Origin of the sequence: Pantoea sp. SORGH_AS_0659, assembly GCF_031453915.1 — a bacterium.
Taxonomy (GTDB): Bacteria; Pseudomonadota; Gammaproteobacteria; order Enterobacterales; family Enterobacteriaceae; genus Pantoea; species Pantoea leporis.
In genome coordinates, this window is the sequence record NZ_JAVJAK010000001.1 from 3886261 (window position 1) to 3912364 (window position 26104).

At 56.3% G+C, this 26104-nt stretch carries 17 protein-coding genes; 5 read left to right on the forward strand and 12 right to left on the reverse strand.

All coding sequences use genetic code 11. The annotated features are described in order from the left end of the window. Positions 1-284 precede the first annotated feature (284 nt). On the forward strand, positions 285-1520 hold the full coding sequence (gene sbmA / locus Q3H59_RS18345) for a peptide antibiotic transporter SbmA (RefSeq protein ID WP_280172355.1): 1236 nt from the start codon (positions 285-287) through the stop codon (positions 1518-1520). A gap of 145 nt (positions 1521-1665) precedes the next feature. Here the strand turns inward: sbmA and Q3H59_RS18350 are convergent, their stop codons facing one another. From Q3H59_RS18350 to Q3H59_RS18365, 4 genes are all read right to left on the reverse strand, one after another. Then, positions 1666-3306 carry a dihydroxyacetone kinase subunit DhaK gene (locus tag Q3H59_RS18350; protein ID WP_309836227.1) on the reverse strand — a complete coding sequence of 547 codons (1641 nt, stop codon included), beginning with the start codon at positions 3304-3306 and terminating at the stop codon, positions 1666-1668. A 122-nt stretch (positions 3307-3428) separates the two neighbouring features. Further along, positions 3429-4481, reverse strand: coding sequence for a YncE family protein (locus Q3H59_RS18355; protein ID WP_309836228.1), 1053 nt, complete (start codon positions 4479-4481; stop codon positions 3429-3431). A 214-nt stretch (positions 4482-4695) separates the two neighbouring features. Next, positions 4696-4905, reverse strand: coding sequence for a DUF1471 domain-containing protein (locus Q3H59_RS18360; protein ID WP_309836231.1), 210 nt, complete (start codon positions 4903-4905; stop codon positions 4696-4698). Between the two features lie 312 nt (positions 4906-5217). Next, a complete protein-coding gene (locus Q3H59_RS18365; RefSeq protein WP_309836233.1) occupies positions 5218-6405 on the reverse strand; it encodes an MFS transporter in 1188 nt (395 codons plus the stop codon). Between the two features lie 104 nt (positions 6406-6509). Here Q3H59_RS18365 and Q3H59_RS18370 point away from each other — a divergent pair, with 104 nt between their 5' ends. Further along, complete coding sequence (locus tag Q3H59_RS18370) at positions 6510-7460, forward strand: AraC family transcriptional regulator (RefSeq protein WP_309836235.1); 951 nt, start codon at positions 6510-6512, stop codon at positions 7458-7460. Here Q3H59_RS18370 and Q3H59_RS18375 read toward each other — a convergent pair. The 7 genes from Q3H59_RS18375 to gltP all read right to left on the reverse strand — a co-directional run bounded on the left by Q3H59_RS18375 (position 7457) and on the right by gltP (position 20625). Continuing rightward, positions 7457-9001 (reverse strand): PAS domain-containing methyl-accepting chemotaxis protein, encoded by a 1545-nt coding sequence (locus tag Q3H59_RS18375; protein WP_217550042.1) that lies wholly within the window; start codon positions 8999-9001, stop codon positions 7457-7459. The two genes, Q3H59_RS18370 and Q3H59_RS18375, sit on opposite strands and share 4 nt — an antisense overlap. A 376-nt stretch (positions 9002-9377) precedes the next feature. Next, the gene (locus Q3H59_RS18380) at positions 9378-15449 is read right to left on the reverse strand and encodes an autotransporter outer membrane beta-barrel domain-containing protein (RefSeq protein ID WP_309836238.1); all 6072 of its coding nucleotides are present in this window, start codon (positions 15447-15449) and stop codon (positions 9378-9380) included. Positions 15450-15939: 490 nt separating this feature from the next. After that, on the reverse strand, positions 15940-17370 hold the full coding sequence (gene murP, locus Q3H59_RS18385) for a PTS N-acetylmuramic acid transporter subunit IIBC (RefSeq protein ID WP_309836240.1): 1431 nt from the start codon (positions 17368-17370) through the stop codon (positions 15940-15942). Further along, on the reverse strand, positions 17370-18281 hold the full coding sequence (gene murQ / locus Q3H59_RS18390) for an N-acetylmuramic acid 6-phosphate etherase (protein ID WP_309836242.1): 912 nt from the start codon (positions 18279-18281) through the stop codon (positions 17370-17372). Before murQ ends, murP begins: the two co-directional genes overlap by 1 nt. A gap of 140 nt (positions 18282-18421) precedes the next feature. Beyond that, on the reverse strand, positions 18422-18826 hold the full coding sequence (locus Q3H59_RS18395; protein WP_101763040.1) for a type II toxin-antitoxin system HicB family antitoxin: 405 nt from the start codon (positions 18824-18826) through the stop codon (positions 18422-18424). A gap of 112 nt (positions 18827-18938) precedes the next feature. Next, the gene (locus Q3H59_RS18400; protein ID WP_222234556.1) at positions 18939-19115 is read right to left on the reverse strand and encodes a type II toxin-antitoxin system HicA family toxin; all 177 of its coding nucleotides are present in this window, start codon (positions 19113-19115) and stop codon (positions 18939-18941) included. 208 nt (positions 19116-19323) lie between these two features. After that, the gene (gltP, locus tag Q3H59_RS18405; protein WP_007888562.1) at positions 19324-20625 is read right to left on the reverse strand and encodes a glutamate/aspartate:proton symporter GltP; all 1302 of its coding nucleotides are present in this window, start codon (positions 20623-20625) and stop codon (positions 19324-19326) included. A gap of 581 nt (positions 20626-21206) precedes the next feature. Between gltP and acs the strand changes: the two genes are divergently transcribed. From acs to actP, 3 genes are all read left to right on the forward strand, one after another. Continuing rightward, positions 21207-23162 (forward strand): acetate--CoA ligase, encoded by a 1956-nt coding sequence (acs, locus tag Q3H59_RS18410; protein ID WP_110868166.1) that lies wholly within the window; start codon positions 21207-21209, stop codon positions 23160-23162. 146 nt (positions 23163-23308) lie between these two features. Then, positions 23309-23635, forward strand: a complete 327-nt coding sequence (locus Q3H59_RS18415) for a DUF485 domain-containing protein (protein ID WP_008109989.1) — start codon at positions 23309-23311, stop codon at positions 23633-23635. After that, positions 23632-25284, forward strand: coding sequence for a cation/acetate symporter ActP (gene actP / locus Q3H59_RS18420; RefSeq protein WP_110868165.1), 1653 nt, complete (start codon positions 23632-23634; stop codon positions 25282-25284). The genes Q3H59_RS18415 and actP overlap by 4 nt, the downstream gene beginning before the upstream one ends. A 178-nt stretch (positions 25285-25462) precedes the next feature. On the opposite strand, the gene Q3H59_RS18425 is transcribed toward actP, so the two are convergent. Beyond that, positions 25463-26008, reverse strand: coding sequence for a YfaZ family outer membrane protein (locus Q3H59_RS18425; RefSeq protein ID WP_008109987.1), 546 nt, complete (start codon positions 26006-26008; stop codon positions 25463-25465). Positions 26009-26104: the final 96 nt, after the last annotated feature.

Sequence of the window (26104 nt, forward strand, 5' to 3'; positions counted from 1 at the left end):
GTACCACATATAATGCGGCATGAAAGTTAAGTAGTTGCGTTGTATTGTTTTTTTATTGATAGCTTAAGGGATACAGCAGCACTGTTACCGGTAACAGTACAAATATTGTAACACCATTGCTGTGGATAATTTAGTTGCTAGAAACAAATTCGCACTAATTACTTAACAATTGCCGCTGTCGTTTTACATCGCAGCGGCGAAACTGACATCGTCTGATACAACCCACAACAGACAGATAGAGGTCTGAAGCGGTATAAAAGCGTACACACAACAGCGGAGTGCCTATGTTTAAGTCCTTTTTTCCGCGGCCAACGCTGTTTTTCAGCTCAGCTGCGATTTGGAGTTTAGTCGCGATTTTTGCCTGGTTTGGCTTTTTCAGTGATTTCCCCGCGCGCTGGCCTGCACTCCAGGCGGCGATGCACGAACCTTTGCCAACCAATGCCAGCCGTTTTATTCACATCAGCCAACTGTGGTTTTATGCCTATTACTGGATCGTTGCCGGCCTCTTTGCGCTGGCGTGGCGCGTGATTGATAACCATCCGTGGCAGCGCTGGTCGGTTTGGGGGGCTGCGTTAATCATCTTCATTACCTGGTTTAGCGTGCAGGTGAGCGTGGCGATCAATGCCTGGTACAATCCGTTTGGCAATATGATCCAAAAAGCGCTGAGCAAGGCGAATGCCGTCACTATTGAGGAATTTTACCATCAGCTCACCGCTTTCCTCGGTATCGCGCTGATCGCGGTAGTGATTGGTGTAATAAGCTCCTTCTTTATCAGCCACTGGATATTCCGCTGGCGTACTGCGATGAACAACTACTACATGCATAACTGGCAACGCTTACGCCACGTGGAAGGTGCTGCGCAGCGTGTCCAGGAAGATACCATGCGCTTCGCCGGCACACTGGAAGATTGGGGAGTGAATTTTATTCAGGCGATCATGACGCTGGTGGCATTTCTGCCGGTGTTGGTCGCACTGTCACCCAACGTTAAAGAGGTGCCAATTCTTGGCAATCTTCCTTACGCGCTGGTCATCGCCGCCCTGCTGTGGTCAATTTTTGGTACGGGTTTACTGGCGCTGGTAGGTATCAAGCTACCCGGACTGGAATTCCGCAATCAACGGGTTGAAGCGGCCTATCGTAAAGAGCTGGTGTACGGGGAGGATCATGCCGATCGGGCGGCTCCGCCAACGGTGGCAGAGTTATTTAGCCGCGTACGCCATAACTATTTCCGCCTCTATTTCCACTATCTGTACTTTAATATCACCCGCATTCTTTATCTGCAGGTCGATAATCTGTTCGGACTGTTTTTACTGTTACCGTCGATTGTGACCGCATCCATTACGTTGGGCATGATGAACCAAATTACTAACGTGTTTGATCAGGTGCGTTCGTCATTCCAGTATCTCATTACCTCTTGGTCGACGCTGGTTGAGCTGATGTCGATCTATAAACGTCTGCGCAGTTTCGAGCAGATTTTGCAGGATATTCCACACGAAGAGATGATGCGCGAAGCCGCGGAGTAAGGTGGTAGTGCGGTGCGGTCTGGTGCCCTCACCCCGGCCCTCTCCCACGGAGAGGGAGACGCTGCCAAATGTCAAATATGTGCTCGGTCAGTCCCCTCTCCCGCTTGCGGGAGAGGGTTAGGGTGAGGGGCCAGGCGCACTCTGTTTAACCCGCCAACACCGTAAACACCTTCTCAATCGCATACGCGCCCGGATCTTTCACGCCATCCAGACTCTGCTGGTTCAGATACGCGGAACGCCCCGCTTTGGCGCTCTGCATCTGCGCAGTGGCGTCGGCGCCTTTCTGCGCCGCTTCTGCCGCCGCAGCCAGCGACTCGCCCGCCACTAACGCTTCCAGCGCCGGTTGCAGCGCATCCACCAACGTACGATGACCCGGCTGCGCGCCGCCGTAATGTTTCATGCGCTCCAGACCGTGCATCAATGCCTGCGGCAGCGCGCTGCCCTCTTCCAGCTGCTGGCCGGCGCTGGTGAACAGAATTGACATCAACACGCCGCTCGATCCCCCCATCACCGTCGCCAGCTGCTCGCCAATCAGCGCCAGCAAGGTTGGCAGCTCATCCAGCGGCAGCTGTTTTTCCTGCAGGCCGCGCTGAATTTTCTTCGCCCCGGCGGCAAAGGTTGAGCCGGTATCGCCATCGCCCACTTTGGCATCCAGCGCGTTCAGCTCGCTTTCCAGATCGATCAGCGTCTGCGTGACGCTGGCGACGATGCGCGCCACCTCCGCATTCTCAGAGGCATCAAAATCCAGCACGCTGCCGATTTTCTCTGCACGTTGCAGGCTGATCGGCGCAAAGTCATACACCGGCACCCAACCCAGTACCTGAACCGGCGCGTTTAACGCTTCGAGGAACGGCTCCTCCAACGCCAGCAGCGTCAGCGAAAAACCTTTCATATCCAGCGCGCTGACCAGCGTTGCCGGCCCCAGCAGATGCGTGATGCGTGCCGCCAGCGGCGACTGCAACACTTCACGCGTTAACAGCGCCAGCTCCAGCTGCGAGAAGCCACCGAGATTGTTGATCAGCAACAGCGCTTGCTTGCCGTCCGGCAGCGCCTGCGCCAGTTTATCGGTCATGATGCTGGTGATTTGGCGGCTGTCTTGCGTATCCAGCGTGATTACACCCGGCTCGCCATGAATGCCCATGCCGAGCTCGCTGTGCCCGGGCGCGACGCGCTCATCGCGTTTTTCGCCCGGCACATGACAAGTGGCAAAAGCCAAACCGATGGACGATGTGGCATCAATCGCGCGCTGCGCCAGCGCTTTGACCTCATCCAGCGATTGTCCCTGCTCCGCCGCAAAGCCAGCAATTTTGTGCACCAGCACAGTACCGGCGATGCCGCGCGGCTGCGGGTTTTCCGGCAGCGCGATATCATCCTGCACCATCACCAGCTCAACTTTGTAGCCGAGGTTTTTGGCTTTCTCTGCCGCCAGTCCGAAGTTAAGACGGTCGCCGGTATAGTTCTTCACAATCAGCAGGCAACCGGCATCGCCGGTGACGTTAACAATGGCGTTCAACACCGCGTCGACGCTCGGCGAGGCGAAGATATCGCCGCACACCGCCGCCGTCAGCATGCCTTTGCCGACAAATCCGGCATGCGCCGGTTCATGGCCAGAACCGCCGCCCGAGATCAGCGCCACTTTGCTTTTATCCCAGTCCGAACGCACCACCACGCGAGTCTCATCACCGAGATCGAGGCGACTGAGGTTGTGCCACGGCGTACTCAGCAAAACCCCTTCGATGGCTTCGTTAACCAGATCGTTTTTCTCATGCATAAAAAACTGGCTCATTGCATCCTCTCCATTGGTGTTGTCGTCCTACAAGGTAGCGTATGTGCGTAAAGAATAGGCGCAGCGAAGTGCGGAAATGCAAAGGGCGGCACAAGCCGCCCTTTAATTCAGACTATTACCGCTTATAAAGCGATGCGCAGCACGCTATCTGGATTTTTTGGTGGTTCTTTGCGTGAACCCGGCTGCTTGATGCTGACAAACAGGGTTTTGCCATCGGCGGAAACCGCCAGGCTGTTTGGCAGGCCCGGCGCTTTCACCGTGCGTTTTACCTGGTAACTGCTGGCGTCGATGATGCTGATTTCGCCCGCTTTACGGTGCGTGACGTACAGCTCATCACGATCGGCATTAAACAATACCGCCAGCGATTCCGGCACATCGATCTTGTGGATCACCTGCTGGGTGCGGGTATCCAGCACCAGCACCTGCGGTTGTTTTGAGTCGCTGAGGAAGGCGCGATGGCCTTTGGTATCCAGCGAGATATTGAGGAAGAAGTGATCTTTGTCGCCATCGATTTTCTGACGCTTTTCAATCGCGTTCAGGCGCGTATTGATGGTCACCAGTTCGCCATCGGAGTTAGTGACGTACAGTTTTTGCGCCGCAGAATCGATCGCTAAACCGGTGCCCATTTTGCCGGTGTTCGGCACGGTGCTGATCAGTTGCAGGGTTTTGCCATCCACCACCCACACCACGCTCTGCTCACCGAGGCCAGTGATGTAAACGCGATCGGTCGCCGGATCAACCGCCAACTGGCGCGGCTGCAGCGGACGCACGGTTTCACTGCGCTGACGACCATCCAGCACCAGCGTGTTGATCACCTTGCCGCTGGTGGCATCCACTGCAGTCAGTGCAGCATCGCGGGTGTTACCCAAATAGAGAATGTTGGTTTTCTGGTTGATCGCCGCGCCAAAGGTCGGCAGATCGGTGTTGATGGTTTGCTTTACCGCCAGATCCTGCGGATCGAGACGATAAACGGTGCCGCCTTTTTTGTCGGTGGTGCTCTGCGCGGTCGCCAGGAACAGCGCATTATCGCTGTTGCTGAACGCCAACTCGTAAGCGCCTTTTGAGATCGCCTGGTTCAACGGCTGAGACTCCGCCGCCATCACCGCAGAGGTTGAGAACAGCGCTGTTGCCAGCAGCAGTGGACGCAGCGCCCACGATTTTTTATTCGCCTTCATAACTTCTCCATAGCAAAAACACCGCCTGATGGCAGTGAAGTGAAAGCCCGACATTACAACCAATGTTAAAAAGACAGCCCGAGGCGAGCCGACGAAGGATGCTACTTTTTGAGAATAGTAATCATTTCGAAGGGAAAGTGACAGGATTTTATCGGCTTACCAACGCCGCCAGGGCGCCCGAAGGCACCCTGTCAGCACAGAACGTTAATGCAACTTATTTGGTCAGTTCAGCAGTCATGTGCACGCCGTTGTTGAAGTTGGCTTCGGTCACTTTATAGGAAGCACCAGCTTCATGCGCCTGAGCAGCGATTTGCGCTTCTGCTCCATCCAGCGTTGAAGCGGTTGCAGTGATGCTTTGCGCAAAGCTCGCGAATGGCAGAACGGTCAGAGCAACAACAGCAGCAAAATTTTTGATGGTTTTCATGGTCAATTCCTTAATGTACGTTTGATTGAGTAAGGCGTCATCGCCTTGTTGAGAGATATAATAGGCGCAGAATTGATCAGTAAAAAGCGGAGAGATTTGCCGTTGTCATTCGAATATTTTGAACATAAAAAGCACGTTTGGATTAACCTTGTGCAAAGGGTTAAAAATCTGACATTTAATTAAAAGGCAGGATATATGGCTGCGATAGGCACAGCGCACATCTCTGTAGCGGCGCGATTAATCGCGCACCTTTCTGCCTTATATAAGGTCAAAGACGCGCAATAAATTGCGCCGCTACGGATTGCAGACGCATCAGCCGTGATAACGAACGCGGGTGAAGATGGTGATGGCCGCCAGCAGCATCAGCACGCCGCTGGCGAGGAACACGCCGCCAGCGCCTTGCAGATCAAACATCCAGCCGCCAGCTGCGGCACCAGCGGTGATCGCCAGCTGAATGGTGGCGACCAGCAAACCGCCGCCTGATTCCGCATCGTCCGGCACCGCGCGGGAGATCCACGTTGACCACCCGGTTGGCATCGAACCAAACGCCAGGCCCCACAGCGCCACGCCCGCCGCGACCAGCCACGACACCTCGCCGAAGCTCACCAGCAGCAGCGCGGTCACGCTCATCACCAGCGCCATCGCGGTTAACGTCAGCGATACGCTGCGCGTCACCAGATATCCTGCCAGCGAAGTACCGAAGAAGTTCGCCACGCCAAACGCCAGCAGCACCAGCGACAGCTGATTGACGTTCAGCTGCGCGCTGCCTTCGAGGAACGGACGCAGATAAGTAAAGAAGGCGAAGTGGCCAGTAAACATCATGATCACCGCCAGCATGCCCCAGCGCATCACGCTTTTACGCAGCAGATCCAGCACGCCACCGCTGCGCGCTTTATTAATCGGCGGCATCGCGGGCAAGGTGAAGAACTGCCACAGCAGCGCCAGCACGCCCAATGCGGCGGTCAGAATGAAAATGTTACGCCAGCCAATAATGCCGCCCAGATAGCTGCCGAGCGGCGCAGCAATAATGGTCGCCAGCGAAATACCGCTGAACACGATGGACAGCGCGCGCGGCACCTGATCGCTCGGCACCAGACGCATGGTAATCGCGGTCGAGAGCGTCCAGAAGCCGCCAATCGCCACGCCCAGCAGCACGCGGGCCAGCAGAATCATCGGCAGATTCTCGGCAAAAGCCACCAATAGCGCGGAGGCAATCAGCAGCAGCGTAAAGGCCAGCATCACCACGCGACGATCGAGTTGGCGCGTCACGTTGCCAATCACCAGGCTGGTGAGCAGCGCCACCAGCGCAGTCACGGTCACGGTTTGTCCCGCCTGCCCTTCGCTGATGCGTAGCGTGTCGGCAATCGGCGTCAGCAAGCTTACCGGCAGAAATTCTGCGGTAATCAGGCCGAACACGCCAAAGGCCATGGCAAACACCGCGCCCCACGCCGGTTTATCCACGTCTAACGGTGTTTCGACTATTTCGGTATCCAGGCTCATCTGTGATCCCCATCACAAAATATTTAGCGTTAAGCATAGTGACTGTTCACCAGACGATCTATGATGCAGAAACTTTGTTTTTTGATTATTCGTCTGGGATTGGTATGAGCCGCTATAAAGATCTGACCAGTGAATTGCTGATGGGCATGCGCCTGTACGGCGTCAAATACCAGCGTATCGCGCTGCACGCGCCTTTTGGCCTGCAATATGACGATGCGCCTGGTCGCGCGCAGCTGCATTTTGTTGGGCGCGGATCGTTACTGATTCGCTCGGCGTCAGGCGTGATCTATCCGCTGCAGGCGGGCGATGCGCTGCTGATCCCGCACGGCAAACCGCACGCGCTGATCTCCAGCGAAGAGGCCGTTTGCGAACCCATTTCGACGTTTAATAGCCGCCCGATTTGCGCCAGCGTCTGTGCCATCAACGACAGCACCGAACTCTGCCCGGATAACAGCGATGTAATTCTGTTCAGCGCCTGCATGGCGTTTGAACTGGGCGGCATGCAGCCGCTGGTGCACACCATGCCAGATGTGATGCTGGTGAGTACGCTGCTGGCGCAGTACCCGGAAATTCAGCCGATTCTCGATGCGATGGAGCGCGAAACGCGGCAGCGCAAAGCCGGTTTCGCCGGGATTTTGTCGCGGCTGGCGGATGTGGTGGCGGCGCAAATTGTGCGGGGCTGGGTGGAGAACGGCTGCGGCAAAGGCAGCGGGCTGGTGCAGGCGCTGCGCGATCCGCGTCTCAGCCTGGCGATGGCGGCGATGCATCGCGCACCCGGCGAAAACTGGACGGTGGAACGGCTGGCGCGCGAATCCGGCAGTTCACGCTCGGTGTTTGCCGCGCGCTTCCAGACGGCAACCGGCATGACGCCGCTGCGCTATCTTACCGAGCTGCGCATGCGGTTGGCGGTGGAACGTATCGTGAACGAGGGTGAAGCGGTGGAAAGCGTCGCCTTCCACCTCGGTTACGGTTCGCTGGCGGCGTTTAGCCGCGCCTTCAAACGCATTGTTGGCACGCCACCCGGCGCACTGCGCGCCGAACGCGACATGCGTTAACGGAACACGCTGATCGCTTCCACCAGACGATTGGCCTGATGCTTCATGCGACCGGACGCTTCGGCGCTTTCCGCCACGCGCGCGGCGTTTCGATGGGTGATATCGTCGAGATCTTCCACCGCTGTGCTGACCTGCGTTAGGGCGATGGCCTGCTCGGCGGTCGCGCCGCTGATTTGCGCGATCAGCGCAGTGACATTCTGCACCTGATCGACAATCTCCTGCATGGTGTGCCCAGCGGCATCGGCGTGGTCGCTGCCCGATTGCACGCGGCTGGCGCTGGTTTCCACCAGATGTTTGATTTCACTGGCGGCTTTGGCGCTGCGTTGCGCGAGATTGCGCACTTCACCGGCCACCACCGCAAAGCCTTTGCCCTGCTCACCGGCGCGCGCGGCTTCCACTGCGGCGTTGAGCGCCAGAATATTGGTCTGAAAAGCGATACCGTCAATCACGCTGGTGATGTTGGCGATGCGCTTCGAGCTGTCGGCGATCTCCGCCATCATGCCCACCATCTCCTGCATCACTTCGCCGCCTTTGATCGCCGCATGACTGGTGTTTTCCGACAGCCCATTGACCTCTTTGGCGGTATCGGTGTTGCTCTTCACCGTGGCGGTCATTTCGTTCATGGTGGCGGCGGTTTGCTGCACGTTAGCCGCTGCTTGTTCGGTGCGACGGCTCAATTCGTCGTTGCTGCGCGCAATGGCATCGCTGGCGCTCAGCACGTTGATCGCCTGGCCGCTGACATCATCCACCAGCCAGCGGAACATCAGACCAAGCTGGCCGATCGCCCGCAGCGTCACGCCAATCTCATCGACGCGATCAATCTGTTCCACTTTATGGCTGGCGCCGGTCGCCACGCTCAATGCCTGACGGCACATGCGCTCCATCGGACGTGAAATTTGCTGCTCCAGCCACAGACTCGCCAGCAGTAAAAGGCCCGCCATGCCGCCGGCAAAGCAGCCAACGGCAAGAGGTGCAAGGCCCAGCAGCCAGACGCCAATCACCGAGAGCGGCAGCAGCGTTAATAAGGTTGAGCGGATGCGCCAACGCAGCGGCAGAGTTTTCAGGATCGATCCCAGGCGACGCCAGCCGGTGCCGACCATCAAGCCTTTATGGAAGCGGCGTCCTTTGACGCGCCCTTCGCGGAAGTCGCGGTACAGCGCTTCGGTCTGGCGAACCTCCTCCACCGACGGCTTGGTGCGCACCGACATAAAACCCTGCACTTTGCCTTCACGCACCACCGGAATGGCGTTGGCGCGCACCCAATAGTGATCGCCATTTTTACGCCGGTTTTTCACCAGCGCCGTCCACGGCTCGCCCTGTTTGAGGGTCGCCCACATATCGGCAAAGGCTTCCGGCGGCATATCCGGGTGGCGCACCATGTTGTGTGGCTGGCCATTCACCTCTTCCGGACTGAAGCCACTGACTTCAATAAAGGCATCGTTGGCATAGGTGATGTAGCTGTTGAGATCGGTAGTCGACATCAATGTGGCGTCATCGTCAAAAGCGAATTCACGCTGAGTGACGGGCTGGTTGTTACGCATGTGTGTGTCCTTGCAATACGCAGGTGAAAAGAAGCAATCGATAATACTTTTTTATCTTTTCGGCATCGTACGGCTTGAGCTTTAGCACCAGTTTCAAATTCAGGCCAATAAAAAAGCCGCTTTGCAGCGGCTTTCACACTTTTTCACTTAGCTCATCGATTAACCGGGTTTTACAGTAAACCAAATCAATCTTTAATTAAAAACCCAGTCAGCAGACCTGCATGCAGCGCAAAGGGCGCAGGTAGATGGGATTTCCCAAAGCCATTTGTGTCGCAGGAAGGCGGCAAGCTCGTTCAACCCCGGGAGCAGAGTGAACTCTGTGACCGGGGTGAGCAAGCGCAGCCAACGCACCTGCGGCGCAAAGGGCGCAGGGAAATCAGAATTGCCAGCGGACCCCCACGTTATACCGCCACCCTTTAGCACCATTGCCAGCGATCTCTTTGCGATAATCCGCTTCCGCATACAACGAAACATCCTTCTGCAGGGTTGCGGTGCCGCCTGCGCCCAGTTCCCACATTTGACCAAATTTTCCGCTGCTGAAGGTGGCGCCAAACGCCGGATTATCCACCGATGACACCGAGGTATCTGCGCTGCCGCGCCAACCTTTGTAGTAGTTTGCGCGCAGATAAGGGGTGTATTGACGATTGCTGTCGTCGGTCCAGGTACGATCGAGGCGCGCGCCGAGACGACCAATCGTTTGGTTATAGTCGCCATAACGCACGTTGTTGCCGTCTTTATCGGTGAAATCATTCATATTCAGCTTCATGTACATTAGCTGCGCCTGCGGCTCAAGCTTGTAGCCATCGCCCAACGCAAACGGATAGCCGCTCTCCAGCGATGCCGTCCAGCCGTGGCCTTTCAGCTTCGCTACTTCTTGCGTGCGGGCGATATCGGTTTCGCCGCGATGCCAGTCAAATGACAACACACCGTCCAGATAGAAGCCGCTCTGACGCTGCCAGGTGCCGTAAAACGCCAGGCTGTCGCTGTCGAAAGTGGTGCTGCTGTAACCGTCAGCCGCATGCGGACGAATGCGCGTATTACCGCGCGTATAGGCTAAACCGCCGCGCAGGCTATCCTGCTCGCCATCGAGTCGCAGCAGATTGCCGCCCACCTGCACTGCACTGTAATCGAGGTCAAAGTCATAACCGAAGTCGCGGAAACTTTTATCGCTCTTGTACTTCAGGTTTGAGCCGATATAGCGCAGGAACATCTCGCCGCCGTTGCCTTGCGGACGTGTCTGCTCGTGGCGCAGTTCACCAAGACGTTTATGTAGATCGTCGATAATCGCCGAGGTGTAATAGGCCAGGCCAACCGGTGCCGACACATAAGATGGCACCTGCGGCACCACCGCCGGACGCGAATCGTAGCTTTGCGGCGTGCCAAAGGCATCGGTGACGAAGGTCGGCTGACAGTTAGCGCTATCCTCACACACGTAGTAGTTCGCCAGACGGTAATCCCAATAGTTATTGCCGCTGCCGCTGACTAAACGCTGGCTGGGATCGCTGCTGCCCGGTGCAAAGGTGTAGAGCCGATATTGCCACGGCCCGGCACCGAGATAGCCATCCTTCAACGCGAAGCTGTTAGCGCTGGCATTACCGCCGACCTGCGCCAGCGAGATCCCTTCGTTGCCCTCTACGCCTCCATTTTGATTGAGATCGGTGAGTGCGCCGGTGCTGGCATCCGCCAGTTTCACATTCACCAGCGTGGTACCGCTGGCATTGCCGGTGACGTTAATGTGGTCGGTAAACTGATTATTTAGCGCACCACCCTGGTTGAGGTTAGTGACCAGATTGAGCTGGCCGCCGCTCGACGCCAGCGAGCCAGCAATATCCAGCGTGTTGCCCGGTGAACCCGCGCCGTTGGTGAGATCCAGCGTACCGGCGTTGTTCACCAGCAGCGAATCGGCGGTGCCGCCGGATAGCGTCGGATGCACGTTATCGCCGGCATACAGCGTGGAATCCGCATCGACATTGATGGTGCTGTGCGCCAGCTGCAGATTATCGGTTAGTGTCCATTGGGTATTGGCGAAGTTGATGGTGCTCCAGCCGCTGCCAAGATTAACGCCTTTGCTGAGATCGTCGGCGCTGAAGCTGCCGCCGCGCGCGTCGATCTGATTGAAGGTCAAGGTGTTGCCGGTGCCATTACCGCTGGTGAGATGGTAGGTGGTGCCGAGATCGACATTGCTCACTTCAGCGGTGTTGTTGTTGTCGTTGCCCATGGTCAGGCTGCCGTTGAGTGTTCCGCCCGTCCAGCGGAACCGATCCGATCCGCCGCCCGGATTGATATCGCCCTGCACCGCGCCTTCGGTCAGCAGAATTTCGTCATCGGCGTTGCTGCCCGCTACCGCCACGGTTTGTGGATTGGCGGTGATGATGTTGCCGAGGTTCTCGAAGATGGTTTTACCGCCGCGCAGATCCACCACCGGCGCCGTCAGGCTGTTGGAGGTGAAGTTGCCGGTATTGACGATGGTGCCCGCTGTGCTGGAGACCAGCGCCGATCCGCCCGCCGCATTGTCGATATTGACGTTGGCAGCGGTGGTGACATTGCCGGTGGTATTGGCGCGGATACCGGTGCCGCCTGCGCCGGTAACATTAAATTGATAGCCCGACCCCAACGTCAGATCGCCGCGGGTGGTGGAACCATCGGCATTGGCGATATTCAGGCCGCTGCCGCTGCCGGAGACGTTGGTGGTCACCGTCGAAGCCGGATCAAATGGCACAGCGGTGCGAATCCCGTTGCCGTCACCGACGTTAATGGTGAGACTGCTCAGACCAACGTTGCTCAGTTCGGCGCGGTTTTCGATGCCGTTGCCGCTGCCCAGCACGTTCACCGTGGCGTCGCTGGCGCTGAGTGCGGTCGCACCGCTGTCCAGCAGGATGCCGTGCGCGTTGCCGCGCGTGGTAATCACCGTGTCGCTGCCGGTAAGCGCCAGCTGCGCGCCGTCGCTGATGCGCACGCCCGCGATACCGTTATCGACATTGATGGTGCCGCCTTTCGCCAGCGTGCTGCCGCTGCCGGAGACATCCAGCCCGGTGCCGTTGGCTACGTTGACCACGCCGTTGTTGGTCAGCGTGCTGCCGGCGCGCGAACGGATCCCAATATTGTTGCTGTCGGTGAGGTTCACATTGCCGTTGTTGACCAACTCTGCGCCGTTGGTGACATCAAAACCTATCGCGCCATTGCCCGCGCCGCTCACATTGCCGTTGCTGGTAACGCGGGTGGCCGCTGACGTGCCATCCAGCGCGTTGCTCAAATCGGTACGCAGATTATTAATCAGCACGCCAACCGCGTTGCTGCCGCTGAGATTGATGCTGCTGCCGCTATCGAGCGTGGCGTTCGCACCGCCCTCAGCACGGATCGCCGTACTGCCTTGGCCGCTGGCGGTGAAGTTGGCGTTGCTGCTATTCAGGCTGCTGCCGCTGCCGGAGATAATCGCGCCGGTGCTGTTGCTGGCGCTGGCGGTGAGGGTGGTCGGCGTGGTGAAATTCAGCGCCGCGCCGTCATCAATGCGATAGCCGGTTGAGCCGCTGCTGTTGATATTTAACGCATTGGTGGCGGAGCTAATGCGCGATCCGCTGCCCGCCGCGTGATAGGCAATTTGGTCACTGTTATTGAATACCGGCGCTGAACCGGCGGCGATATTCACCAGCGCGCCGTTGAGCGCTTCCGCCCCAATCGCGCCGGTGCCGTTGAGATTCAGCGTGCCACCGTTCAGGTTGGCTACCGCGCGATTGCCGCTGGCGCTGACGCCTCGGCTGCGGTTAGTGGTGCTGCCGCCATTAACATTGATGGTGCCGGTGTTATTGGCGGTGGTGGCAAAGGTGCTGCTGCCGCTGTTCACCGCGATGCCGGTGCCGCCATCGTTGATGTTGATATTGCCGCTGTTGGTGCCGGTCGCACCGCTCTCGACGCGAATGCCGGTGGCGTTGGCGCCGCTGAAGGTGATATCGCCGCTGTTGGTCAACTGCGCGCGATTGCGGGCCAGATAACCGGTCAAGCCACTCTGTGACGCATTCAATGACGCCGCAGAGTTCAGGCGGGTGCTGGTCACTGGCGAGCCGCTGTTTCTGCCAAAGATATCGTGTTTTTGTCCGTCAACGATCGCGCCAATTGCGTTGCTACCGGTGAGATTCATGGTGGTTGCGGCATCAATAATACCCGCTGCGCCGCCTTCCACCGTGATGCCATTGGCACCGCTGCCGCTGACGTTGATCACCGCCGCATCGCTGCTCACTTCGGTGCCTGCGCCGCTGCCGAGTACGGCGGTAGAACCGGCACCCGACGCGGTGAGCGACAAGGCGTTACCGTTGAAGTCTGCGCCCTGCTCAACACGAAACAGCGTGGAGTTCTGCGTGGTGACATCAAACGGATTGTTGCCCAGCACGTTAATCAGCGCATTGGGGCCGTAGGCAAAGAAGGCGATCTGATTGGTACCGTTAGAAAAGGTCGGCACGGCAGCCGGATCCACGGTCACCGTGGAATTGCCGCGCGCATGCACGCCGATCGCGCCATTGCCGCTGAGATTGATCGGGCCATCAACGGTGGCCTGCGCCGTGCCGGTTGCACCTTGCCCTTCCACCCACACGCCATAGTTGCGCGTGCCGCTGGCCGGATCGGCGCCGCCTGCCACGTTGATGGTGCCGGTTGAGGTGGCGCTGGCGGTGCTGCCATTGGTCGCCAGCACTTTCAGGCCGGTGCCGTTCACGCCATTCAGGTTAATGGTACCCGCGTTATTGATGTTGCCGGCACTGTTGGTCACCAGCATGCCGACGTTTTCGCGCGGAATGGTGGCAGCCGCACCGTTCACATTGATGGTGCCGGTGTTGATCATGGTGGCGTTATTTGCGCCGGTCGCCGACATCCCCGCCGCATTTTGCGTTCTTGTGCCGAGGGTAATGCTGCCGTTGTTAACCGCGTTGCCATTGGCGACCAGGGCGATACCGCTGGTCAACCCGCTTTGGTTCATCGCGGTATCCGCCGTCGCTTCACCCAGGCTGTTCTGCGGTCCGCGACCAATGTAGATATTGCCGCTGGCGTTATTGGTGAAGCTGGAAGTGGCGTCGGTCAGTAACACGCCAGACGCGGTGCCGCGCGCGCTCGAACCGTTGACGCCGACGTTGATATTGCCGCTGTTATTGGCGGTGGATGACACGCCAAGATTGATGCCCGCCACGCCATACTGTGAATTGCTGCCGGTGGTGGCGAGGTTGAGGATGCCGTTGTTGTTAAAGGTGCTACCGGTTTGCACGGCTACGCCGTTGGCACCGTAGCCGGTCGAACCAATGCCGGTACCATCCTGACGATTGAGGAAGCCGCCGTTAATTACCCCATTATTGGTTCCACTGCTGTTATCGGTTAACACCAGCGCCGTGCCGTTATTGGTGATGCTGCCGCGACTCGCCAGTTTGCCATCAATCACCGCTTGCGCGCCGTTGGAGGCTTTGATCGCACCGCCCGTCGCGCCCACCACTTCCAGCGTTTTACCCGCCGCCAGATTGACCCTCGCGTCCGCGCCATTGGCATTGATCACAATGCGATTGCCGATCGCCTGCGTCACCTCGTCTGGCGGCGTGGCGCTAACGTTGTAGACGATGTTGGCATTGGTGAAGGTGACGGCTTTGTTGAACTCAGGCAGATAACGGGTTTTATCAAGATTGCCCGCCTGCAGCTGACCGATCAGCCAGTTGTTGTAGCTTTGCAGCTGGCTGGCGTTGGTGACGGTAAAGCTGGTGCTTTTGCCATCCAGCGTCTGCACGCTGAATGCGCCGTTATAGGTGGCGAGGTTTTGCACCTGATAGCTGCTGGTGGCCGATCCCGCGCCGTCCGGCGTGGCGGTGGCACCGAAAAAGCTGATGCGGTTATTGCTGTTCCAGTTCACCGTGCCGCTGCCGCTCACATCAAACAGCTGTGTCTGTTTGGCGGCCATGATCCAGCTGTTGGTGCTGGCGCTGCTGAGCGCATTCGCCTGGCCGATATTCACATCCAGCGTGCCGCCGGTGACATCCGCAATGCGCGCATCGATGTACTGCGCATCATTGACGTTCTGCACATCCGGCACGCTGGTGGCGCTGGTGACGGGCGCTAAGGCGACAAGACTGGCGGAGTTATATACCTGGAATGTGCTGTTGGTGCCGGTTGCGGGATCGGGCGTGGTGATCGCAAAGTTTTGCGGGCCGGGATCCAGGCGATCCTGATTGAGATACTGCGATCCCGAGGTGATCGCCACTTGCCCGAGCGTGGTGGTGACCGCGCCATCCGTTCCTGCCGTGAATGCCTGATTGCCGGTCAAAGTTTCATTGCCGCTGCTAACGGTAATTTTACCGGTTTGGTTGTCATTATTTTCTGGTGTGTAAGTCCCCAACGTAACAGCCTGACTTTGCATTGCTGGATAGATCAGCAATTGCGCCGCCAACATCCCTAATGCGATAGGATTTAATGTAAACCTCATACTTCCTCCAGTGGGCGTGCAGCGTCCGCGCTGTTATTGCAACAGCGTTAAATTCTTCGCGTGGGGATAAAGCGGCAGATAATGACCAATCCCGTGTAGCAATCTAATTTGAGAACAACTGTGTGAAGAAATACGGTGCAGTGAAAAAAGGGATGGAATTGTTGTTATAGATTAATTGGCTTTAGGTATAGACTTTTTCGCTGGTGAGTGCAAAAGACAATTATGAGTAACCTATTGTCATCTCGGGGAATTAATTGCGATGCAGATTGGATATTCTAAATAATTTGAGGCCATTTTAAATATTAGGTCTGGCTTTCTATCTCCTTAATAAAACCTTTATTTTTTGCTAACGCTTTACTTACAAACGGTACTTAAGCAGTGAATGTGGCTGTGACGGGTTAAGCGACTTGAGAGAGTTTAAAAGCGTGATCGTGATCACGGTTAGACCAGGTCACGCTTTATGCCGACCTGGTCGATATCCGTACTTCACTTAACTTAAATCCACATTGCGGGTGCCGCCCCACCAGGTAAAGACAAACCCGCCAATCCACGCCACGATCAGCCCGGCGAGATACACCGCCATGCCGGCAAAAATGCCCTGCGATGAGGTCATTAGCGGCAATGTGACTAATCCTGAAGGGCCAAACACGGTGTTCATTCCCACTGGCAATCCCAGCCATGCCACCAGCCCGATAAAGAAGCCGCCCAGCGCACCGCCAAAACAGGCGGTGATAAAGGGTTTGAGACGCGGCAGCGTGACGCCATAAATCAGCGGTTCGCCGACACCGAGCAAGCCCGGCACAATGGCGCCTTTGATCTGTTTACGCAGCAGTGAGTCTTTATCCGCTTTGCACCATAACGCCAGTGACGCGCCGACCTGCCCGGCGCCGGCCATCGCCAGAATTGGGAAGAGCGAGTTAAAGCCCTGGGTTTCCATTAGCGCGAAATAGACCGGAATAAAGCCTTGATGAATGCCAAACATCACCGCGATCAAAAACAGTCCGGCCAGAATAGCGCAACCAAACGGATTGTTATTTAGATGAATGAACAACCACGACATGCCTTTAAATAATTCGCCGCCGATTGGCATAATCACCAGGAAAGTCACCGCGCCGGTAATTAATAACGTCAGCAACGATGTCAGGATCATATCGAGATTATCGGGAATGATTTTTCGCAGCTGTTTCTCAATCCAGGCACCAAATATTGCCGCCAGCAGCACGCCAATAATATTGCCGCGCGGATCGATCACCATGCCGAAGAAATCCTGCATCCCGCTGTAATAACCGACCTTCGCGTCAGGGATATAACCGAGCACAAACAGCGAGGCGATAATGGCCCCGTTGACGCCGGTACCGCCAAAGGCTTTCTGCGCGTTATAGCCAATCAAAATACTCAGGAAGGTGAACAGCCCTTTACCAAACACCTTCATGTACGCCACGGTATCCAGCAGCCAGCGTGCATGATCGCCAGGCTGATTAAGGTGGAAGATCTGCTCAATCAGCGTGGCGAAACCCAGCAGCAAGCCGGCACCGATAAAACCGGGGATCAGCGGCGTAAAGATGGTGGCGAAGCAGGAGAGAAAACGGTGCAATGCGCTGGTCTGCTTCGCCTTCATCTGCTGCTTTTGCGCGCTGGCGATGGCCTGCAGATCGCCCGGCGCCTGTTGATTAAGCAGTGCCTGCATTTTCTCTGCTGCGGTTTGCGCTTTACCGGGACCGAGCACGATCTGCAGCTGCGCATCGCTGTCGATCACGCCCAGCACGCCCGGCAGCGTTTTGAGTGTGGCGCTATCCACTCGCGCGGCATCGTTTAGTGTCAGACGCAGGCGCGTCATGCAGTTGCCGCACTGCACCACATTATTGGCGCCGCCCACCGCCAGCAAAATGTCGCGCACCAGATCCTCAGTAATGGCCGCCATTATTGCGCTCCTGCGTCACGCAAAGCGTTGCGAATGAAGCCCTGATTCTGACTCAGCAGCGATTTCGCTTCATCGGCCGTTAATCCCGCCAGCACCATGACAATCGCGGTTTTACAGTGCCCATTACACGCCGCCAACGCCTGCTGCGCGGTAGCATCGTCACAGTCGGTGGCTTGTTTGACGATATTCACCTGGCGCTGCACCAGCTTCTGGTTGGTGGCTTCCACATCGACCATCAGATTGCCGTACACCTTGCCGCTGCGAATCATCGCGCCGGTGGTGAGCATATTCAGCACCAGCTTCTGCGCCGTGCCGGCTTTCATGCGCGAAGAACCGGTGACCACTTCCGGGCCCACCACCGGGGTTAACGCCACATCCGCGGCCTGCGACATTGGGCTGTTGGGATTACAGGTTAACGCTGCGGTAAATGCGCCTTGCTGACGCGCATACGCCAGCGCGCCCAATACATAGGGCGTGCGGCCGCTGGCGGCAATCCCGACCAGCACATCGTTAGCGTTGAACTGGATATCCCGCAGATCCTGCGCGCCTTGCTCCACGTTGTCTTCGGCGTTTTCCACCGCCTGCAGAATTGCGGTGTGGCCGCCAGCAATTAGCCCAACCACCTGGCTGCGCGGCGTGCCGAAGGTCGGCGGACATTCGCTGGCATCCAGAATCCCCAGACGACCCGACGTGCCTGCGCCGCAATAGATCAGGCGACCGCCTTTGCTGAAGGCGTGAGTGATGGCATCCACCACCTGCGCAATCTGCGGCAAGATGGCTTCCACCGCCAACGCCACTTTTTTGTCTTCATCATTGATCACCCGCAGCATCGCTTCGGTGGTCAGCTCATCAATGTTGTGGCTGGCGGGATTACGACCTTCAGTGATCATCTGGCTCAGATCGATCTGCATGAGACACTCCTGTGTGAGAATAATTTATTCGTAAAACTATATATCACACAGAATTGTTAATTCCTCTGCTGCGCGGGATTTTTTTGCTTTTTGCCGCAGCGGACATAAAAAAACCCGCCGAAGCGGGTCGTTTTCGTGGTTCAGGCGTTTGCCAATTCTTTGCGCGCTAACGCGGCCAAAAAACCGCTTCTGGAACCATATTCACGATGGTGATCGACATAGCTGTCAATTTTAGTTAACAGATTCTGCGGCAAGGTGATGTTGAGCTTTACTGCTTTGCCTTCATAGCGACTGAGATCGATATCGACAAAGGCCCAATAACCACCCTGACAATTTTCATCCTCAATATGCGTTTCAATGTTCGTTGCCACCGGCACCTCGTAACCCGCATCAGTCGACGACTCAACATGCGAATCAATCGCAGCAGAAGCATCGGTTAATGCATCATCCACTGTCTCGCCAGCAAAAAAACATCCAACAACGTCCGGTACAAAGCCAGAATAGGTGTTGCTTTCTGTCTTATGAAGATAAACGGGGAATCTCATGTTGAGCCCTCACTTGAAAATGATTTTAAAAAGACTTTTAGAAGATATGAAAGCATCACAATACCCGCTGACATTGCCACTTTTACAAATCGGGGGCCAGGCCCCCGTGAAATTAGTCCATTAACTTAATTAGCTTACGTACTGTTCCAGTTGCCAGGTCTTTCTCAGGATGAGGAAGCGAAATATGGTAGGGCTTGTCCCTTCTTACGAATACATGATGGCTTCCCTTAACACGATCTAATACCCAACCTCGCTCAAGCAACATCCTGATCAGCTCCCTGCTGCTCAATACAACCTCCTGATGTCTCCAGCCTAATAAATATACCCACTATAACCACCGAAGAAAAGTTTTGGTGGTTATAGTGGGTATGGATTTAAGCAATGGTTTGAGGCAAAGGGTTATAAGACTTGTCTGTAGCAAGCATAAAAAAACCCGCCGAAGCGGGTTTCTGTGCGTAGTGGTCGCCATGAATGTCGCCCCCTACGGCGCAGGTGCGTTAGCTGGCGCTTTGCGTGCGCAGCTGTTGCTCGTAGGCGGCGGCTTGTTTGGTGTCGAACTGGTCTTCCCAGCGCGCAATCACCAGCACCGCCAGCGCGTTACCGATCACGTTCAGCGCGGTACGCGCCATGTCCATGATGCGATCGACACCAGCGATAAATGCCAGGCCTTCCAGCGGAATGCCCACGCTGCCCAGCGTTGCCAGCAGCACCACGAAGGAGACGCCCGGCACGCCAGCGATGCCTTTCGAGGTCACCATCAGCGTCAGCACCAGAATAATCTCGTCAGTCAGCGACAGATCAATGCCATACAGCTGGGCGATAAAGATCGCCGCGATGCTCTGATACAGCGTTGAACCGTCGAGGTTGAACGAGTAACCGGTCGGCACCACGAAACTGGTGATGGCTTTCGGCGCACCGTAGGCTTCCATCTTCTGCATAATGCGCGGCAGCACGGTTTCTGAGCTGGAGGTGGAATAGGCAAGAATCAGCTCGTCTTTGAGAATGCGCATTAGCGTGGTAATGCGCAGCTTACAGAAGCGCGCCACCGTGCCGAGCACCACGAAAGCAAAGAACAGAATCGCCACGTACACCAGCAGCACCAGCTTGGCGAGTGGATAGAGCGACGCAAAACCGAAGTTAGCAATGGTGACCGCAATCAGCGCAAACACGCCGACTGGCGCATAACGCATGATCATGTGCGTCACTTTAAACATGGTTTCGGAAATCGAACGGAATACCGTGACCAGCGGATCGCGATGTTCCGATGGCAGCGCCGATAAGCCCATACCAAACAGCACCGAGAAGAAGATAATCGGCAGCATGTCGCCCTTCACCAGCGAGGCGAAGATGTTCTGTGGGATCAGCGACAGAATGGTGGTGACCAGACCGTGCGGTGCACCCTGAACCGCTTCGGTGGTGGCTTCGTATTTAGAGATGTCCACCGTTGCCAGCGTTGACATATCAATGCCGCTGCCGGGTTGGAATACGTTGGCCAGCGTGATGCCGACCACAATGGCAAGGGTGGTGATCACTTCAAAATAGATAATGGTTTTAACACCAATACGTCCGAGCTTTTTCGCATCACCCACGCCAGCAATGCCGACAATCAGTGAGGAGATAACAATCGGTACCACAATCATCTTGATAAGATGAATAAAGATGTCACCCGCGGGCGTCAGAATGTTAGTGATTAACCATTCACGATCGTCGGGCTGATTATGCAGCACGGTTCCCACAATCACGCCCAGAATCAGCGCGACTAAAATCTGCCATGCAAGGGTGAACTTAAAACCTTTCATAACGCGTTATTTCCTCAGTTAAAAACCCCTTTGCTCTGCTGCGAAGGTGCAGGAGAAATGTCACACAGGGAAGTGAGCAAAAGCCCGATAAAATAGAGGGTTATTTATGACTACGTCGGTTACAGCTGTGCAGGCATTTTGCGCCTGCGGGGTGATGCAGTCTGAGTTGATACCTGCTGAACAGGGCCGAGATAAGTACCATTTTCACTACGGTAAATGCAACCCCCGGCGCGATAGCGCAAATCTTATTCAGGTTAGTAGCATAAAATGCTGACGAAGGTTAACGGCCATAACTCGCTGTTATGAAAAGTGTTAATTCGATAAGTTTCAGCATAGCTATGCAATATTGCGCAAAAAGCGGCCCGGCTCGTTTGCTGATTATTTGCACAGCAGAGGCAGAGATCTCTTAGGCTTAAAGCAGAAGATCACGCTGCTGGCGCGGCGTTTTTGCCCGCCGTTCGCCGGGGATTTGGCAGTGATAAAAGGTCGTGATCCAGACTACAAAACAGAAACAAAGCCCTGTCGTGGTCTTCAATTAACCATTGATTGACATATGATTAACATCTTCAAGGAGGTCAGCCATGAGCCAAATACACAAGCATCCCGTACCCGCTGCCATTGCAGCGAATGCTCTCATTAATGCCGATCAGTATGCGGCGCTGTATCAACAATCGGTTGACGATCCCGACACCTTTTGGGGTGAGCAAGGCAAAATCCTCGACTGGATTAAGCCTTACAGCAAAGTGAAAAATACCTCCTTTGCCCCCGGCAATATTTCGATTCGCTGGTATGAAGATGGCGCACTGAACCTCGCCGCGAACTGCCTCGATCGCCATCTCGCCACGCGTGGCGACCATCCCGCCATCATCTGGGAAGGTGACGACGCCAGCGAAAGCAAAACCATTACCTTCCGCGAACTGCATGCAGACGTCTGCCGCTTTGCCAATGTGCTCGGCAGCCTGGGCGTGAAGAAAGGCGACGTGGTGGCGATTTACATGCCGATGGTGCCTGAAGCCGCCGTTGCGATGCTGGCCTGTGCGCGCATTGGCGCGGTGCATTCGGTAATCTTCGGTGGCTTCTCACCGGAAGCCGTCGCCGGGCGCGTGGTCGATTCCAACGCCAAACTGATCATTACCGCCGATGAAGGCGTACGCGCCGGACGCAGTATCCCGCTGAAGAAAAACGTTGATGATGCCCTGAACAATCCAAACGTCACCACGGTGAAAAATGTGGTGGTGTTTAAGCGCACCGGTAAAGATACTGGCTGGCGTGAAGGCCGCGATCTGTGGTGGCACGATTTAGTGGCGAAGGCCAGCGATCAGCATGAACCGGTCGCCGTCGATGCCGAACATCCGCTGTTTATCCTTTATACCTCCGGTTCCACCGGCAAGCCGAAAGGCGTGCTGCACACTACCGGCGGTTATCTGGTGTATGCCGCCAGCACCTTTAAGTATGTGTTTGATTATCATCCTGATGATGTTTACTGGTGTACCGCCGATGTCGGCTGGATTACCGGCCACAGCTATCTGATTTACGGTCCGCTGGCGTGCGGCGCGACCACGCTGATGTTTGAAGGCGTGCCGAACTGGCCAAAACCAAGCCGCATGGCGGAAGTGGTGGATAAACACAAGGTCACGCTGCTGTATACCGCGCCAACCGCGATTCGCGCGCTGATGGCCGAAGGCGATAAAGCGATTGAAGGCACCGATCGCAGTAGCCTGCGCATCATGGGTTCGGTGGGTGAACCGATCAACCCGGAAGCCTGGGAGTGGTATTACAAGAAGATTGGCGACAGCCGTTGCCCGATCGTCGATACCTGGTGGCAAACCGAAACCGGCGGCTTCATGATCACGCCGCTGCCGGGCGCGACCGAACTGAAAGCCGGTTCCGCCACTAAACCGTTCTTCGGTGTGCAGCCGGCGCTGGTGGATAACGAAGGCAATCCGCTCGAGGGTGCCACCGAAGGAAACCTGGTGATTGTCGATTCCTGGCCAGGCCAGGCGCGTACGCTGTATGGCGATCACGATCGTTTCGAACAGACCTACTTCTCCACCTTCAAAAATCGCTACTTCAGCGGTGACGGCGCGCGCCGTGATGAAGAGGGTTATTACTGGATCACCGGCCGCGTCGATGACGTGCTGAACGTCTCCGGCCACCGTCTCGGCACCGCCGAGATTGAATCGGCACTGGTGTCGCATCCAAAGATTGCCGAAGCGGCGGTGGTGGGCATTCCGCACAGCATCAAAGGCCAGGCAATCTATGCGTATATCACGCTTAACCACGGCGAAGAGCCGTCGCCAGAGCTGTATACCGAAGTGCGTAACTGGGTGCGTAAAGAGATTGGCCCGATTGCCACGCCGGATGTGCTGCACTGGACCGACTCGCTGCCAAAAACCCGCTCCGGCAAGATTATGCGTCGCATTCTGCGCAAAATCGCTACGGGCGATACCAGCAATCTCGGCGATACCTCTACGCTGGCCGATCCGGGCGTGGTAGAGAAATTGCTGGAGGAGAAACAGTCCATCACCATGCCGTAACCGGCTTCTGTTGTAGGGGCGACCATTTGGCCGCCCTTATATGCCACGTATTTCTGAGTTCGCACAACTTATAAAACTAGAATATTCAGCCAGTTAAATCACTTTATCGTGAGATATCTGTCTGCCTTGCCTCTGGAGAAAATGTGATGAACGAAACCCCTGAACAGGAAGCAGTCTGGCAACAAGTCGAGAATAATCCGCGCTTTCATGAACTGGTGCACAAGCGCCAGGCGTTTGCGCTGCTGCTCAGCGTGATTATGCTGGTGCTCTATATCGGCTTTATTCTGCTGATCGCTTTTGCGCCCGCCTGGCTCGGTACGCCGCTGCACGCGGGCACTAACGTCACGCGCGGTATTCCGATTGGTGTCGGTTTAATTGTGATGTCATTCGTGCTGACCGGCGTCTACGTGTGGCGCGCCAACGGCGAGTTTGATCGTCTGACCAAACAGATCCTGAGCGAGGTGAAATCATGAAGCGCCTGCTTTCGGTATTTTTAGCCATCGTGCCCGCCAGCGTGTTTGCCGCCGATGCCATTACCGGCGCGGTGCAACGGCAAGCCACCAACTATGAAGCCATCATTATGTTCGTGGTGTTTGTCGCGGCGACGCTCGGCATCACCTATTGGGCCTCGAAACGCACCCGCTCGCGCAGCGATTACTACACTGCAGGCGGCAATATCACCGGTTTCCAGAATGGCCTTGCCATCGCCGGTGACTTTATGTCCGCCGCCTCTTTCCTCGGTATTTCTGCGCTGGTTTACACCTCGGGTTACGACGGGCTGATCTACTCGCTCGGCTTCCTCGTCGGCTGGCCGATGATCCTGTTTTTGATTGCCGAACGTCTGCGTAACCTTGGGCGCTACACCTTCGCCGATGTCGCCTCCTATCGCCTCGCGCAGAAACCGATTCGCACACTGTCAGCCTGCGGCTCGCTGGTGGTGGTGGCGCTGTATCTGATCGCGCAGATGGTGGGTGCGGGTAAGCTGATCCAGCTGCTGTTCGGCCTTGATTACCATATCGCAGTGGTGATGGTCGGGATTCTGATGGTGCTGTACGTGCTGTTCGGCGGGATGCTGGCGACCACCTGGGTGCAGATCATTAAAGCGGTGCTGCTGCTGTTTGGTGCCAGCTTTATGGCGATTATGGTGATGAAAGCCACCGGCTTCAGCTTCAACACGCTGTTCACCGAAGCGATGGCGGTGCACCCAAAAGGCGCGGCGATTATGCAGCCGGGCGGGCTGGTGAAAGATCCCATCTCGGCGTTGTCATTGGGTCTCGGCTTGATGTTCGGTACCGCCGGTTTGCCGCATATTCTGATGCGTTTCTTCACCGTGGCCGATGCGCGTGAAGCACGTAAAAGCGTGTTCTGGGCCACCGGCTTTATGGGCTACTTCTACTTCCTGACCTTTATTATTGGCTTCGGCGCGATTTTGCTGGTGGGATCGAATCCAGCCTTTAAAGACGCCAGCGGCGCGCTGCTCGGCGGCACCAACATGGCAGCGGTGCATCTGGCGAACGCGGTCGGCGGCAGCCTGTTCCTCGGCTTTATCTCGGCCGTGGCCTTCGCCACCATTCTGGCGGTAGTGGCAGGTCTGACGCTGGCGGGGGCTTCGGCAGTTTCACACGATCTCTATGCCAGCGTGATCCGTGAAGGTAAAGCGACGGAACGCGATGAACTGCGCATCTCGAAGATCACCGTGCTGGTGTTAGGTGTGGTGGCGATTGCGCTGGGGATTCTGTTTGAGAAACAGAACATTGCCTTTATGGTCGGTTTGGCGTTCTCGATTGCTGCCAGCTGTAACTTCCCGATTATTCTGCTGTCGATGTACTGGTCAAAACTGACCACGCGCGGCGCGATGGTGGGCGGTTGGCTGGGACTCGTTACTGCGGTACTGCTGATGATCCTTGGCCCGACGATTTGGGTGCAGGTGCTCGGGCATGAGAAACCGATCTATCCGTATGAGTATCCGGCGCTGTTCTCAATGCTGGCGGCATTTATCGGTATCTGGCTGTTCTCAATTACCGACCATTCTGCACGCGGTGCCCAGGAACGTGCCCGCTTCCGTGGGCAGTTTATTCGCTCACAGACGGGGATTGGGATTTCGCAGGGGAAATCGCATTAAGTCCGTGCTGGCTTTCCCTCACCCTAACCCTCTCCCATAAATGGGAGAGGGAACCGATCGGCGCGTTTTTCTTCCTCTCCCATAAATGGGAGAGGGAACCGATCGAGCTCGTTTTTCTCCTTCTCCCATTAATGGGAGAAGGTCGGGATGAGGGGCAAGCCGCACTTTAATCAGACAATTAGAAACGCAGTGATGCGCCAACATACGGGCCATCGACCAGTACGTTATCTTTGCGGCTGCCTTTGTTGTTCAGCTCAATGTACTGATAACCCACACGCAGGTTCAGCAGCGAAATCGGCGTGAAGCTCAGGCCACCTGAGGCTTCCTGGTAGCTATCGAGGCGATCGGAGAATGCTTCTGGCGCATAGTAATATTCGCCGTACAGGCCCCACATGCTGTTGAAGCTGTATTGCGCTGCGCCACCGACTGCCACGGTGAAGCCATCACGACCATCTTCCGGATGGGTGAACAGCGCTTTCGCGGTAGGGGCAATACGGAAATCGCCCACGTCGATGTTATAGCCGAGGCCCGCACCGTAGGTGCTGCCATCGTGATCGCTGCGCAGCCAGTTGCCTTTCAGGAACAAGCCCGGTGAAGTGGTGCCGAGGCCAAGGTTCAGGTTGGTGCTATGCTCACCCACGTCAACACTGCCCTCAATTGCCTGTGCGCCGCTGCTCAGCAGTGCCAGACCCAAAACGCTTCCAGTAACAAGTTGCTTTAACATGTGATTCCACTCCATGAAGGACAATTAATTCGGCGGCAAGGGTACCAGCCTGGCGACGAGAGACAACATTATTTGGAAAGCTTTACGTAAAAATGG